Annotated in this window: 13 protein-coding genes; 6 read left to right on the plus strand and 7 right to left on the minus strand. The window is 67.7% G+C overall.

From position 1 onward, the window contains the following. The first annotated feature begins 59 nt into the window (after positions 1 to 59). Both RCP80_RS23060 and RCP80_RS23065 read left to right on the plus strand, forming a co-directional pair. Entirely contained in the window at positions 60 to 368 is a 309-nt protein-coding gene (locus RCP80_RS23060; protein ID WP_373693399.1) for a hypothetical protein, read from the plus strand. 8 nt (positions 369 to 376) lie between these two features. Then, entirely contained in the window at positions 377 to 1,501 is a 1,125-nt protein-coding gene (locus RCP80_RS23065) for a M42 family metallopeptidase (RefSeq protein ID WP_373693553.1), read from the plus strand. 3 nt (positions 1,502 to 1,504) lie between these two features. On the opposite strand, the gene RCP80_RS23070 is transcribed toward RCP80_RS23065, so the two are convergent. Genes RCP80_RS23070 through RCP80_RS23080 form a run of 3 tightly spaced genes read right to left on the minus strand, consistent with a single transcriptional unit; the run spans position 1,505 to position 5,426 of the window. Then, entirely contained in the window at positions 1,505 to 2,368 is an 864-nt protein-coding gene (locus tag RCP80_RS23070; protein ID WP_308479888.1) for an SDR family oxidoreductase, read from the minus strand. Positions 2,369 to 2,413: 45 nt separating this feature from the next. Further along, the gene (locus RCP80_RS23075) at positions 2,414 to 3,874 is read right to left on the minus strand and encodes an aminotransferase class I/II-fold pyridoxal phosphate-dependent enzyme (RefSeq protein ID WP_308479889.1); all 1,461 of its coding nucleotides are present in this window, start codon (positions 3,872 to 3,874) and stop codon (positions 2,414 to 2,416) included. A 43-nt stretch (positions 3,875 to 3,917) separates the two neighbouring features. Continuing rightward, positions 3,918 to 5,426, minus strand: coding sequence for an FAD-dependent oxidoreductase (locus RCP80_RS23080; RefSeq protein WP_308479890.1), 1,509 nt, complete (start codon positions 5,424 to 5,426; stop codon positions 3,918 to 3,920). A 99-nt stretch (positions 5,427 to 5,525) separates the two neighbouring features. On the opposite strand from RCP80_RS23080, the gene RCP80_RS23085 reads away from it, so the two are divergent. After that, complete coding sequence (locus tag RCP80_RS23085; protein WP_308479891.1) at positions 5,526 to 7,322, plus strand: thiamine pyrophosphate-requiring protein; 1,797 nt, start codon at positions 5,526 to 5,528, stop codon at positions 7,320 to 7,322. Between the two features lie 89 nt (positions 7,323 to 7,411). On the opposite strand, the gene RCP80_RS23090 is transcribed toward RCP80_RS23085, so the two are convergent. Together RCP80_RS23090 and RCP80_RS23095 are read right to left on the minus strand one after the other, a co-directional pair. Then, positions 7,412 to 7,600 carry a ferredoxin gene (locus RCP80_RS23090; protein WP_308479892.1) on the minus strand — a complete coding sequence of 63 codons (189 nt, stop codon included), beginning with the start codon at positions 7,598 to 7,600 and terminating at the stop codon, positions 7,412 to 7,414. Positions 7,601 to 7,619: 19 nt separating this feature from the next. Then, positions 7,620 to 8,909, minus strand: coding sequence for a cytochrome P450 (locus tag RCP80_RS23095; protein WP_308479893.1), 1,290 nt, complete (start codon positions 8,907 to 8,909; stop codon positions 7,620 to 7,622). Positions 8,910 to 9,022: 113 nt separating this feature from the next. Here RCP80_RS23095 and RCP80_RS23100 point away from each other — a divergent pair, with 113 nt between their 5' ends. Next, positions 9,023 to 9,619: a TetR/AcrR family transcriptional regulator gene (locus tag RCP80_RS23100; protein ID WP_308479894.1), complete on the plus strand. Its 597-nt coding sequence runs from the start codon at positions 9,023 to 9,025 to the stop codon at positions 9,617 to 9,619. A gap of 41 nt (positions 9,620 to 9,660) precedes the next feature. Continuing rightward, positions 9,661 to 10,380 carry an SDR family NAD(P)-dependent oxidoreductase gene (locus tag RCP80_RS23105; RefSeq protein ID WP_308479895.1) on the plus strand — a complete coding sequence of 240 codons (720 nt, stop codon included), beginning with the start codon at positions 9,661 to 9,663 and terminating at the stop codon, positions 10,378 to 10,380. Between the two features lie 38 nt (positions 10,381 to 10,418). On the opposite strand, the gene RCP80_RS23110 is transcribed toward RCP80_RS23105, so the two are convergent. Further along, positions 10,419 to 10,712, minus strand: a complete 294-nt coding sequence (locus RCP80_RS23110) for a DUF1330 domain-containing protein (protein WP_308479896.1) — start codon at positions 10,710 to 10,712, stop codon at positions 10,419 to 10,421. A gap of 101 nt (positions 10,713 to 10,813) precedes the next feature. Then, positions 10,814 to 11,950, minus strand: a complete 1,137-nt coding sequence (locus tag RCP80_RS23115) for a transporter substrate-binding domain-containing protein (protein WP_308479897.1) — start codon at positions 11,948 to 11,950, stop codon at positions 10,814 to 10,816. A 116-nt stretch (positions 11,951 to 12,066) separates the two neighbouring features. On the opposite strand from RCP80_RS23115, the gene RCP80_RS23120 reads away from it, so the two are divergent. Further along, positions 12,067 to 13,719 (plus strand): acyl-CoA synthetase, encoded by a 1,653-nt coding sequence (locus RCP80_RS23120; RefSeq protein WP_308479898.1) that lies wholly within the window; start codon positions 12,067 to 12,069, stop codon positions 13,717 to 13,719. The last annotated feature ends 65 nt before the right edge of the window (positions 13,720 to 13,784 follow it).

Below are 13,784 nucleotides of genomic sequence, written 5' to 3' on the forward strand. Positions count from 1 at the left end.
TGGCCCCCTCGATGGGCGGGCATCCGGCAGGAATGCAGGCAGACAACGACGAAGAACACATGCTCGAACCGTCCGAGAGCCTGGACTCCGACGAGGTCCGCAACGATGACGGCGACGAGGTGGTCGACCCGCCCGAGAAGTGGCTACCGGCCGACGACGACCGCACCCTCGATGAGCGCCTCGCCGAGGAGGTGCCCGACGTGACACCCGCGGACGTCGACCCCGCCGATGCCGACGCCGAGCGGACGGTCGTCCCGACCCCCGATGATCAACTGGACCGCGCCGATCCCGACCGACACGGCCGCGACAGCGGACAGGTCGACGGCAGCCCCGAGGACGGGGAGTCGTTCTTCACGATCGTGGAGTGAGTGCCACGATGGGTGCCGATGCGATCCGGCCCGCCGACACCGGTGGAGCAGCGGGCGGTGACGAACAGTTCGAGCTGTTGCAGGAGTTGCTCTGGGCGTATGGCCCCTGCGGGCAGGAAGACGCGGTCCGCGACATCTGCCGCCGCGAACTGGCCCCGCACGTGGACGACACCTGGGTCGATCCGGCGGGCAACGTGGTGGGGCTACTGCGCGGACGGCGTTTCGGCGACGACGACAACGCCGAGCGCCCGCCGATCACCCGGGTGATGGCGCACATGGATGAGCTCTCGATGCTGGTCAAACGTGTCTTCGAGGACGGCTCGCTGCATCTGACGCATCTGGGGACCATGTACCCGGGCAACTTCGGGCTGGGACCCGTGGCGGTGCTCGGCGATGAGGAGACGCTGCGCGCGGTCCTGACGCTGGGCTCAGAGCACACCACGAGCGAGAGTCCGCGGATCTACGCCACCAAGCCCGATCAGGGTGGCAAGGCCCTGGACTGGAGCGATGTCTACGTCTTCACCGGCCGGACCCCGGCGCAGTTGACGGCCGCCGGGGTACACCCCGGCACCCGGGTGTGCGTCGACACCAGCAAGCGCACCCTGTTGGCATTCGGCGACTACATCGGCAGCTACTTTCTCGACGACCGGGCGGCCATCGCCGTCGTGTTGGACGTCGCCCGCGCGCTGCACGACGGGCCGCGACCACCGTCGGACGTGTACTTCGTGTTCACCACGAACGAGGAGGTGGGCGGTGTCGGCGGCTCGTATGCCAGCCGCACGCTGCCCGGAGATCTGACCCTCGGGGTGGAGGTGGGCCCCACCGAGGAGGAGTACGGAACCCGCGTGGCGGCTGGGCCGATCGTGGTCTACAGCGATGCGGAGTGCGTCTACGACAAGGCGGTCGCCGATCGGCTGATGGAGATCGGCACGAAGCTCGGCACGCAGCCGCAGCCCGCGGTGGTCGGGGCCTTCGAGGCCGACCCGTCGCACGCCAAGGCCAACGGGCTCACTCCCCGCGCCGCCCTGCTGTGCCTACCGACGCTCAGCACGCACGGCTACGAAGTGATTGCCCGGCAAGCCATCCCGGCGGTCACCGAGGTCCTGACCGAGTTCCTGCTGCACCCGCAGTGACTCTCAGCCCGGCAGGGTCTCCCCGCCGATGGGGGCAAGCACCTCGCCGCTGTAGTACGACGACAGCCGGTTGGCGGCAAAGAACACGTAGGACGGCGCGATCTCGTCCGGCTGTGCCGCGCGGTTCATCGGGACCTGCTCGCCGAAGGACTCGGTCCGTTCGGCGTCCATGGTCGCCGGGATCAGCGGCGTCCAAACCGGGCCCGGTGCAACGCAATTGACCCGAATCCGGCGCTCGACCAAGGTCTGCGCCAGCGAATAGGTCAGTGCGATCACCGCACCCTTGGTGGCCGAGTAGTCGATCAGGGTCTTGTTACCGCGCAGGCCGTTGATCGATCCGGTGTTGATGATCGCCGACCCGTCGGGCAGATGGTTCAAGGCCGCCTTGGTGACGTGGAAGAAACTGTCGATGTTCACCGCAAACGTGTGCCGCCATTGCTCCTCACTGAGGTCGGCGAGACTCTCCACCGGCGATTGATAGGCGACGTTGTTGACCAGAATATCAAGCCCGCCAAGCTGTTTGACGGTCTGATCGACGACGGATCGGCAGTGGGCCGGACTCGCGAGATCCCCGGCAATCTCCATCCCGGTGCGGCCGGCGGCTTCGATCAGCGCGACGGTGTGGGCGGCGTCCTCGGTTTCCTCGAGATAGGCGATCGCCACGTCGGCCCCCTCCTTGGCGAAGGCGACGGCGACGGCGCGCCCGATGCCCGAATCCCCACCGGTGATCAGCGCGCGTTTACCGGCCAACAGATCGGAGCCGGTGTAGTCGCGCATCTCATCGCGCGGATGCTCGGACATTTCCGCGGTGCGCCCGGGGTAGGGGATGACGCCATGCGGGGCGGGGTCGGTGGGGTCCTTTGACATGGCCGACGCATACCCCGGCTAAAGCCGTCCAAACCGGCGCGGTGCTCAGGCCACCACGCGGATGCGGTCCAGCGACGGGTCGGCGGGGTCGGGCAGCGTCATGCCGGCGGTCAGTCCACCGCGCAGGTAGTCGAGAACGGCGTCGTTGAGCCGCTCGCCCGGCACCACCGCCGGAATGCCGGGCGGGTACGGGGTGATCTGTTCGGCGGCAATCCGGCCGCCGGCCTGCTGGACGGGGACCATCTCGGTGGCGCCGAAGAAGGCGTCGCGGGGCAACATCGCGCTTTCCAGCTGTAGCTCGGCGGGGGCCGGCAGTCGGATCTCGGGCGGGGTGGCAAAAGTCTCGGCGGCCGCGCGCCACGCGGTCATCGCCTGCACCAGCCGCTCGGTGGTGGCGTGGTCGTCCGCGAAGGACATGGTGGCCAGAATCCGGCGGTGGTCACTCATCCCGACATCGAGCCGGCAATGGCTGCGCAGCCAGTCGGCGGCCTGATAGCCGGTGGTCCCGGTCTCGGAGACGTCCATCAAGATCTGCAGCCGGTCCAAGTCGTCGGAGGCCTCGACGCCCAACAGTTCCTGCTCGAGCACCTGCAGGCCTGGGATGTCGTCCAGCCGAGCCCGCACGGACTTCGCCAGCCCGAGGGCCTCGCCCAACAACGTGGTGCCGTGCTCGACCATCTGGCGACGCCAACCGTCGAGCGCGCAGTACAGCATCACGTTGGGGCTGGTGGTCATCAGCAGATCAGCGCAGGCGGAAAGCCGGTCCCGGTCGATCAGATCGCCCTGCACATGGAACACCGAACCCTGCTCGAATCCGGCGCCCATCTTGTGCACGCTGACCACACAGACGTCGGCGCCGGCATCCATCGCCCAGGTGGGCAGGTCGTCGTGGAAGGGCAGGTGCGCGCCCCAGGCCTCGTCGACAATCAACGGCTTCCCGCGCTCATGACACACCTCGGCGATCCCGGCGATGTCGGCGCAGGTCCCGTACGGGCTGGGACTGACGATCAGCGCGCCCGCCGCGTCGGGGTTCTCCTCCCACGCGTCGCGGACCTGTTGCGGCGACGGGGGATGCGACATGTGGTGCTCGGCGTCCCAGCGCGGCGCGATCCAGCCTGGCTGCACACCGGAGAAGATCAGCCCCGCCACAATCGACTTGTGGCTGTCCCGGGCGACCAGCAGGCCACCGTCGGAACCGCCGGCGACGGCCATCATCGCCGCCTTCACCGACAGCGAGCTGCCGCAGGTCGAGAAGAAGGCGTACTCGGCGCCGACCGCGTCGGCCATCAACGCCTCGGCGTCAGCCAGATATCCGTTACTGGAATGCCAATCGTCCAGTCCTCCCGAAGCCAACACGTCGTTGCGAAAGGGCTCGGAGCCCATGACGTCCAGCACTCGCGAGTCGGTCCCCCGGCCCTGCCGGTGCCCGGGCGGGGTGAAGCCGTATCGGTCGGCGCGATGGTATTCGGCAAGCGCCGTCAGCAGCGGCGCGCGACAATGATCCATGCGAGCGGCGTACCCGATTCCCGGTTCGGTAATCGGTGCGCAATCAGGCGCGCCCCGCCAGATCCGAGGTTGCCGGGCCTTCCAGGAGGCGGCCGTCGGGCGCGAACCGCGAACCATGCAGCGGACACTCCCACGCGTGGTCCACCTCATTCCAGTTCAGCACGCCGCCCAGGTGCGGGCACACCGCCGACACTGAGTGCTCGGCGCCGTCGACGCAGCTTTCGGCGCGCAGCCGCCACGGCGGCCCGGAGACCGCCGCCGCGCCGTCCGCGGAGACCCGCCGACCGACCCGCGGCGTCGCCCAGCCGCGGGCCAGGTGAAAGCCCACCTCCAGGTTGGCCTTCAATGCCGCACCGACACCGGCGAACTCGTGCGGGCTCCAGCTCGCGAAGGCCCCGGCCCACGGCAGGTGGCCGCCGAGTACCCGCCCGGACAAGGCGAGACCGGCGGCGACCGCGTTGGTCATGCCCCACTTGTCGAAGCCGGTGGCCACGAGAATCCCGTCGACTCCCGGCAGAATTGGTCCCACATAAGGCAATTCGTCGGCAGGTGAGTAGTCCTGGGCCGACCACAGGTGGGTCTGCTGCGCCCCCGGGTAGTAGCGGGTCGTCCACTCGGTCAGTTCATCGAGTCCGCTGCGTTCGTCCCGGCCGCGTCCGACCGTGTGTCCGGCGCCGCCGACGATCAGGTGTTCGGCTCCCGACGCCGACGTCGCGTAGCGCACCGATCGGGTGGGTGCGTCGGTGGACAACAGCATCGGTCGGGTCACCCCGCCCGGCACCTCGAAGGCCAGGCAGTACGACCGTTCGGGAACGACCCGGGCGAAGAACCCGCCACGGTCGAGGATCGGGATGCCGGTGGCCAGGACGCAGTGCCGGGCGTCGACGGTGATCTGCTCCGGCGGCTGGTCGTTCCGGACCCGGACCTTGATACGCACCGGCCCGCTACCGGACACCGATTCCGCGCGCACGCCCTGCAGGCAGCGTCCACCGTGTTCTTCGAGTTCCACCAGCAGGCTGTCGAGCACCGGCAGGGGGTCCAGTTGCGCCTGCTCGGGCAACCGGACGCCGCCGTGGAACGGGAACGGGACATCGGCCTCCATGGCCCAGCTGACCGGCAGTCCGGCCTCGCGGGCGGCCCGAAGTTCGGCGTCGGCGTCGGCCAGACCGGTGGTGGACTGCGCGTACGTGTAGGCGTCCTCGATCTGGGTCGACAACCCGTGGCTCTCGCAGTAGCGCAGCAGCCAGCTTTGACCTTCACTGTTGCCGGTCAGGTAGTCGCGCACGGTGTCGGGGCTGTGCTTGGCCCGTATCCGGGACAGTTTGGTGCCTTGCAGGAGGCTGACCTTGCCGGTGGTGTTGCCGGTCGTGCCGTCGCCCACATGCCGGGCCTCCAGCACGACGACGTCCTTGCCCGCCCGGGCCAGCAGCACCGCCGTGACCAGTCCGGTCAAGCCGGCTCCGATCACGGCGACATCGACGGTCCCGGCCGCTCGCGCCTCTGCTGCGCTGGCGGAGCGCTCGGCGCGGTCCGCGTTCCATAGTGACGGCACAGCTGCGATCTACCCGTTTCGGATCGACCCGAACCCTCGTTTGGCCATCCCCGTCTCGGGTATGCGACGTCAAAGCCGATCCTCGGCCAGAGGAGTGAGATGAGCCAGACAGTTGCCGACGTCGTCCTGAGTCGGCTGCGCCAATGGGGCGTCGAGCAGGTCTTCGGCTACCCGGGTGATGGCATCAACGGCCTGGTCGCGGCGTTTGGCAAGGCCGATGACGCGCCCGAATTCGTCCAGTCGCGCCACGAAGAGATGTCCGCGTTCGCCGCGGTCGGTTTCGCCAAGTTCTCCGGCGACGTCGGGGTGTGCATGGCGACCTCCGGGCCCGGGGCCATCCACCTGCTCAACGGCCTCTACGACGCGAAACTCGACCATGTGCCGGTGGTGGCGATCGTCGGGCAGACCGCGCGCTCGGCGATGGGCGGCAGTTATCAGCAGGAGGTGGACCTACAACGACTCTTCGGCGATGTCGCCGGGGAGTATCTGGTCGAAGTCAACGTCGCCGAACAGCTGCCCAACGCGTTGGACCGGGCGATGCGCACGGCGCGCACCCGCCGGGGGCCCGCCGTCGTCGTCATTCCGGCGGACCTGCAGGAGGAGCCCTACAGCCCGCCGGAGCACGAGTTCAAACAGGTGCCGTCCAGCGCGCCCAACGACTACGCCGGGGCGTACAGCCCGCCGGATGAGGCCGTGGCGCGCGCCGCCGCGATCATCAACGCGGGCTCGAAGCTGGCGATCCTGATCGGCCAAGGCGCCCGCGGCGCGGCCGAACAGGTCCGTCACCTCGCCGACTTGACCGGCGCCGGGGTGGCCAAGGCGCTGCTGGGCAAAGACGTGCTCTCCGACGAATTACCTTATGTGACAGGCTCTATCGGCCTGTTGGGCACGCGTCCGAGTTATGAGCTGATGCGCGACTGCGACACTCTGCTGATCATCGGTTCCAACTTTCCGTACAGCCAGTTCCTGCCCTCCTACGGACAAGCCCGCGCGATCCAGATCGACATCGACGGCACCTCGATCGGCATGCGCTATCCCACCGAACTCAACATCGTCGGAGACGCCGCCGCCACCCTGGACCGGTTGATCCCGCTACTGCGACCGGAGTTGGACCGCTCCTGGAGCGAGACCGTCGCGGCCAACGTCACCGAGTGGTGGGAGGTCCTGGAACAGCAGGCGATGGTCTCGGCAGAACCGGTCAATCCCATGCGGGTCACCTGGGAGCTTTCGCAACGGTTGCCGCGCAACGCGATCGTCACAGCCGACTCGGGTTCGTCGACCACCTGGTATGCCCGCTGTCTGAAGTTCGGTGACGAGATCCGGGGCTCCCTTTCGGGCACGTTGGCGACCATGGGCTGCGCGGTCCCGTACGCGATCGGTGCGAAGTTCGCCCACCCGGACCGGCCGGTGATCGCGCTCGTCGGGGATGGCGCGATGCAGATGAACGGGCTGGCCGAACTGCTCACCATCGGCCGGTACCGCCACCGGTGGGACAACCAGCAACTGGTCGTCTGCGTATTCCACAACAACGATCTCAACATGGTCACCTGGGAGTTGCGCGGGATGGGTGGCGCCCCCAAGTTCGAAGAGTCCCAGTCGATTCCGGATCTCGACTATGCCGCGGTGGCCCGCGACATGGGTATGCGAGCGATCCGAGTGGATGAGGACGAGGCCGTGGCCGACGCCTGGGAACAGGCGCTGCGCGCCGAGGAGCCCGTGTTACTGGACGTCTACTGCGATCCGGAGGTGGCCCCCATTCCGCCGAACACCACCGCGGCTCAGCTCAAAGACCTCGGCTCCGCGGTGCTCAAGGGCGATCCGAATGCGGGACATCTGCTGTTCCAGAACGCGAAAACCAAGGTGCAGGAGTGGGTCAGCACTCGCCGCGGCGACTGAGCCGCTCCCGGTGACGCCGAACATCCGGATTCATCCGCGACACGCCGCGATCGCGTGTCAATCCGCAGGCTCGACGACGTCCCCCGCGGTCAGCTCTCGCTGATCGCGTGTTCCGGGCAGGCCTCGATCGCTTCCCGGACCGCGTCGTGGTGCTCCGGCGCGACGTCGTTCTCGATCGCCTCGGCACCACCCCAGTCGGCGAGGGTGAACACCTCCGGGCAGATCCCAACACACACGCCGTGCCCGCGGCACAGGCCGTCGTTGACCGATACTTTCATCGCTGTCCCATTCCTGGCTTCACGCCCCCGCAGCGTTCTCGGCGACGGTGAACTCGAGGTGCAACTCGGTCAATCCGCGCAGGATGAACGTCGGCACGTAGGTGAACCGGCGCGCGTCGGCGGGGCCGTGATGCTCCTCCGACAACCGGATGTCGGTGGTCCGGGCCAGGATCCGCTCTAGGCTCACCCGGGTCTCCGACCGCGCCAGCGGCGCCCCCGGACAGCTGTGCACACCGCGCCCGAAGGCGATGTGGCGCCGCGCATTCGAGCGGGTGATGTCCAGCTCGGCGGGCTTCTCGAACAGCCGCGGATCGCGGTTGGCCGCGCCGTTCATCACCATCACCGTGGTCCCGGCCGGAACGTCGACGCCGCCGATCGTGGTGTTGCGCTTGGCCAGCCGGAAGTCGCCCTTGACGGGGCTTTCGAAGCGCAGGCATTCCTCGATGAAGTTGGGGATCTTGTCGGTCTCGGTGCGCAACCGCTGCTGCAGTGCCGGGTCTTCGGCGATGATCTTCAGCGCGGTGCTCAACAGCCGCACCGTGGTCTCCTGGCCCGCGGTGTACAGGTTGGCCGCGATGCGCACCACGTCCATCACCTCCGGGGTGGACCCGTCCGGGAACTTCGCCGCGGCCATCTCGGTCAGCGCGTCCGCGCGGGGTTCGGCGCGGCGCTCTTCGATATAGGCGGAGAACTTCTGATACAGGTACTCCAGCGGGCTGTGCGGCAGGTTGCCGCCGCCGGTGGCGCCCACTCCGCCCTGGCTGTGGTCCATGTACTTACTGAACTCCGGGCGGTCCTCCTCCGGGACGCCGAGCAGGTCGGCGATGATCGCCAGCGTGAAGGGGGCCGCGAAACCCTTGATGAAGTCGCCGCCGGTCGCGAGGTAGGGCTCGAGCATGGTGTCGGCGTGCCGCCACATGAACTCTTCGTTTTCCTTCAGGCGCTTCGGCGTGATCAGCCCCATCAGCAGCGCGCGGTGCGCGGTGTGCTTGGGCGGGTCCATCACCGTGACCTGATCGCTGAACGGCAACTGCTCGCGATACTCCTCGATGATGTCGGACACGTCGTCGGCCTGACCCTCGATCGGCACCGGGAATCCCGGGAAGGGCCCGGTGACCGCGGTGCACGACGAGAACGTGTCGGCGTCGCCGAACACCGCGACCGCCTCCTCGTACCCGGTGACGACCAGGACGTTGTGGTGCGGTTCGCGGCGAACCGGGCAGCCGGCGCGCATGGCCTCCATATACGGATACGGATCGCCGACCACGCTCTGGTCTTTGAAGAAATTTATCTGGTCCAGTTCGGTCATCGTGGTCGCTTTCGGTCATTCGGGCGGCATCGAGCTTTACGATCGACTAGTAAGTTACTATACGATCGTAAAGTTGGTCCAGGCAATCATCGATCAGTGCAGGAGGGCGCTACGTGGGTCAAGCCGCAGCCGACGCCGCGACTGCGGACGCCGACCATTCGCGCCAGGACACCCGGCAGCGCCTGATCGACGTCGCGGTCGAACTCTTCATCCGGCACAGCTTCGCGGGCACCTCGCTGCAGATGATCGCCGACGAGCTCGGCTTCACCAAGGCGGCCATCTACCACCACTTTCGGACCCGCGAACAGTTGCTCTACGCGGTCGTCGGACCCATGTTGGAGCGGCTCAAGACCGTCATCGCCGAGGCCGAGAAGCTGCGCGGCGCCAACGCCCGCGCGGACTATCTGCTCACCGGGTTCGCCGAGCTGGCCGTGGAGAATCGGGTGGTGGCGGTCCTGGCCACCGACCCCGCCGTCGCCAAGATGCTGCGCGCAAGCGAGTGGGACGAACTCATCCAACGCCAGATGGCGCTGCTCGCCGACGTCGACCCCGGTCCGGCCGGCCTGGTGAAGGCCACCATGGTGTTCGCCGGTGTCGCCAGCGCCTCCGGCCCGATGTCCGCCACCCTCGGCCGCGATGAACTGCTGGGCTATCTGGTCGACACCGGTCGCCGTGCCCTGGGTCTGCGCGCGCCCCGCCCCAAGCCCTGAACTCTCCATTCTCAAGCCAGCCCCACCGGAAGGAAACAGTTATGTCGGAGACGAACGCCCCGAAGGTCGCATTGGTGACCGGCGGCGGATCGGGTATCGGTAAAGCGATCGCCGAACGCCTCGGCGCCGACGGCTATCGCGTCGCGACGCTCGACCTGCAATCCTCCGATGCGCCGCATTGCTATACCGCCGACGTGACCGACCGCGACCAGATCGATGCGGCCCTGACGAGCATCCACGACGAACTCGGGCCGGTGGGCATCCTGGTCAACGCGGCCGGCCTGGACGGGTTCAAGCCGTTCCTGAAGATCTCCTTCGAGGACTGGCAGCGGGTCGTCAACGTCAACCTGCACGGCGTCTTCCACATGATTCAGGCGGTGCTGCCGGAGATGATCGAGGCGGGCTGGGGACGCATCGTCAACATCTCTTCGTCGAGCACCCACTCCGGCACGCCCTACATGTCGCACTACGTCTCGGCCAAGTCCGGCGTCAATGGGCTGACCAAAAGCCTTGCGCTGGAATACGGTCCGGCCGGGGTCACCGTCAACGCGGTGCCACCGGGCTTCATCGACACCCCGATGCTGCGCAAGGCAGCGGACAAGGGTTACCTCGGCGACATCGAGAAGACCATCGAGGCCACCCCGGTGCGCCGGATCGGCAAGCCCGCGGACATCGCCGCGGCCGTGGCGTTCCTGGTGTCCGAGGAGGCCGGCTACATCACCGGTCAGATCCTCGGGGTCAACGGCGGCCGCAACACCTGATCCCGCGGGCGGGCCGCCCCGCCCGCGGGCCGGACGTCCTAGGAGGGGAAGCCGCTGAGGATGACGCCGTTGCACTCGGCGGCGGCCTGCCGCAGCTTGAGGGCGGCCTGGTACTGATCGGAGTTGTACCACTCGCGGGCGGCCTCGACCGACTCGAATTCCAGCACCACGGTCTGGCTACCGTGCCAGCTACCTTCGAGCACCTCGGGCTTGGTGTCGACCGCGACGATCTTGGCGTTGCCCATCGCCGGCCCCGCCAGCTTGGCGTACTCCTTCATCCCTTCCGGGTCCTTGATGTCCTCGGTGATGATGATGTAGCCCTTGGCTGCCAACTGAGTCTCCCTTTTTTAATCGCGGCGTCTCGAGAACGTCGCTCTCTGAATCGGAATATGAGATTTCCAGAGTTGCCCCGGCGCGTCAATCGCCCAAGGACTCACCCGGCGCCGGCGGCCGTGGCCACGTCGTCGCCGAACCACTTTTCCCTGATGATGTTGTAGGTGCCGTCCTCGCGCATGCGAAACAGCGCCTGGTTGATCGGTTTGCGCAGCTCACTGTTGATGTCGAGGACGAATCCCTGGCTCTCCTCCTGGAACACCGGCCCGGCCATCACCGCCACACCCTCGCCGCGGTGGGCCACGTAGTAACGCAGCACCGGGGCATCGAAGACCACCGCGTCATAGCCCTCCTCGCGCAGCAGGTGATAGGAGTCCTCGACGGTGGTCGTCTCGGTCGCGTCGATCCCCATGCTGCGCAGGAACGCGGAGGCGGTGGTGTCGGCGACGGTGGCCACCGACTTCTCGTAGAGGTCGGCCGGCCCATTGACCTTCGCGTCCAGCTTGGCCACGGTCAGCGTCGCGCTCAGGTTGGCCGAGTAGAACGCCACGAAGACGATGCCCGCGAAGGCCCACAAAATGGCCAGACCCTGAGTGACGGCCCGGGTCGCGGTGGTGGTGCGGGCGCCGACCAGCGAGCCGATCCCCCACCCGAACGACTGGAAGATGCCCGGGAAGTAGGACCGCGACACCACCGGCTTGGCGCTGCGGCGCTCGATGAACCAAAAGATGTGCGCGGGCAGCACGCTGACCACCACCGCGGCACTGAGCCAGATCAGCATGGTCCGGGAGAACAGCAGTTCCAGGTAACCACCGAGGCCGGGCACCGACGCCCGAGTGTCGTGCACCGGGACGATGATCTGCGATCCGCCGTCCATCGTCGGGTGGGTGAAATCGAAGGACTGTTCGCGCTCGGCGGTCAACGACACGGCCCCGGCCGCCACCTGGGCGCGCCGCTCGGCCACCGCCGCCAGTTGGTCGCGCACGTCGTCGGTCATCAGGTAGTCGGTGGTCCAGTTCAGCCGGTTGGCGACTTCGTTCCACAAGTCGATGCTGAAACCGGTCAGCTCCCCGCCGCTGGTCGCCATCACGAAGGGTTCCAGGGTGTGGATGGCGACGGTGACCGTGCGGTCGTCCGGCTCCGGTTGGGCCTCCGCGGCCGGGGCGAACGCCGAAGCGATCCCGAACAGGCACGCCATGAACACCAGGGCGGTCACCACCCCATACCGCGGACCCATGCACTCACATCCTCTTTGATCGGGCGCACTCGCACCCTATCGACCTTGGCCATGACGGCGGCGATGTCGGGCTGCTATACACGTTCACAACCAGTACGACAGCCCCGAGGAGGGCCATGACCGACCAGGTGAGCTTCAACCTGTCGAAGGTGTTTTCCACCGTCGCGGCCGAATTGCCCGACCAGGACTTCCTGGTCTGGCGCGACAAGCGGTTGAGCTACGCCGAGGTCGAGGCCCGCGTCGACGGGGTCGCGCACTTTTTGACCGAGCAAGGCCTCGGTTGCCACACCGAGCGCGCGCACCTGCGTGGCCACCAGAGCGGGCAGGACCATCTCGGGCTCTACCTGCGCAACGGCAACGAATACCTCGAGGCGATGATCGCCGGGTACCGGGCCCGGGTCGCACCCTTCAACGTCAGTTACCGCTACGTCGACGAGGAGTTGCTGTATCTGCTCAACGACAGCAAGGCCACGGCGCTGGCCTACAACGCGGAGTTCGCGCCGCGGGTGGCCGCGATCCGCGACCGACTCCCGCATCTGCGGGTGCTCATCCAGGTGGCCGACGAGTCCGGCAATGAGCTGCTACCCGGCGCCGTCGACTACGAATCCATCACTGGCACAACCGCTCCCGCGGGGGGACTGCCCGAGCCGACCGCTGACGACCTCTACATTCTCTACACCGGCGGCACCACCGGCATGCCCAAGGGTGTGTTGTGGCGCCAACACGACATCTTCATCTCCGCGATGGGTGGGCGCCCGTTCGGCAGCGACACCCCGCTGGGCTCGTATGCGGAGTTGGCCGAGCGCGCCAAGATGACCGGCGGCGCGATGTCGATCCTGATGCTGCCGCCGTTCATGCACGGCGCCGCGCAGTGGGCCGCGTACAACATCATCACGATGGGCGGGCGGATCGTGATCCCCGACGACGTCGAACGTCTCCAGATCGACGATGTGCTGCGCCTGGTGGAACGCGAACGCGTGCTGAGCATTCCGGTGGTCGGTGACGCCATGGCCCGACCGTTGATCGACGCGATCGAGGCCGGCGATTACGACCTGTCCGGCCTGGCGTCGGTGACCAACGGCGGCGCCCCGATGTCCCCGGGCGTGCGCGACCGCATCCGCGCGGCGCTGCCCAACGTGCTGCTCATCGATGCGGTCGGTTCCTCGGAGGCGGGCCAGCAGATGAACACCGTGGCCACCGACGAGGAACAGTCCGCGGTGTTCAATCCGCAGGCCGACACCGCGGTGGTGTCCGCCGACTACGACCGGGTGCTGACCCCCGGCGACGACGAGACGGGTTGGTTGGCCCGGCGCGACATCATCCCGCTGGGCTATCTCGGGGATGAGGCCAAGACCGCGCGCACCTTCCCCACCATCGACGGTGTGCGGTGGTCGGTGCCCGGCGACCGGGCCCGCTACCTCCACGACGGCCGCATCGAGTTGCTTGGCCGCGACTCGGTGACCATCAACTCCGGCGGCGAGAAGATCTTCGCCGAAGAGGTCGAACGGGCCATCGCGGCCCACCCCCACATCTACGACGTCGTCGTGGTGGGCCGGCCCTCGGAACGCTGGGGCAGCGAGGTGGTGGCGGTGGTGCAGTTCGCCGAGGGCACCACGGTCAGCGACGAGGAACTCGTCGAGACCTGCAACCGCAGCATCGCCCGCTACAAGGTGCCCAAGTGCTTCATCCGCACCGACAAGGTGCTGCGCTCGCCGGCGGGCAAGGCCGACTACCGCTGGGCCAAGGACATCGCCACCTCGTCCCCGTAACGCCCAAACTCACCTTTGGGCCGGTTTGTGCGAGTGCCGTCCGGCATTTCGTCAATCTCGGCGCG

The sequence above is a fragment of the Mycolicibacterium sp. MU0053 genome (genome assembly GCF_963378095.1).
GTDB lineage: Bacteria > Actinomycetota > Actinomycetes > Mycobacteriales > Mycobacteriaceae > Mycobacterium > Mycobacterium burgundiense.

Coding starts and splice junctions, on each gene's coding strand:
- RCP80_RS23085 (WP_308479891.1), top strand. CDS start 5,526: ATGAGCCAGACAGTTGCCGACGTCGTCCTGAGTCGGCTGCGCCAATGG.
- RCP80_RS23120 (WP_308479898.1), top strand. CDS start 12,067: ATGACCGACCAGGTGAGCTTCAACCTGTCGAAGGTGTTTTCCACCGTC.
- RCP80_RS23060 (WP_373693399.1), top strand. CDS start 60: ATGCTCGAACCGTCCGAGAGCCTGGACTCCGACGAGGTCCGCAACGAT.
- RCP80_RS23070 (WP_308479888.1), bottom strand. CDS start 2,368: ATGTCAAAGGACCCCACCGACCCCGCCCCGCATGGCGTCATCCCCTAC.
- RCP80_RS23095 (WP_308479893.1), bottom strand. CDS start 8,909: ATGACCGAACTGGACCAGATAAATTTCTTCAAAGACCAGAGCGTGGTC.
- RCP80_RS23065 (WP_373693553.1), top strand. CDS start 377: ATGGGTGCCGATGCGATCCGGCCCGCCGACACCGGTGGAGCAGCGGGC.
- RCP80_RS23115 (WP_308479897.1), bottom strand. CDS start 11,950: ATGGGTCCGCGGTATGGGGTGGTGACCGCCCTGGTGTTCATGGCGTGC.
- RCP80_RS23090 (WP_308479892.1), bottom strand. CDS start 7,600: ATGAAAGTATCGGTCAACGACGGCCTGTGCCGCGGGCACGGCGTGTGT.
- RCP80_RS23105 (WP_308479895.1), top strand. CDS start 9,661: ATGTCGGAGACGAACGCCCCGAAGGTCGCATTGGTGACCGGCGGCGGA.
- RCP80_RS23075 (WP_308479889.1), bottom strand. CDS start 3,874: ATGGATCATTGTCGCGCGCCGCTGCTGACGGCGCTTGCCGAATACCAT.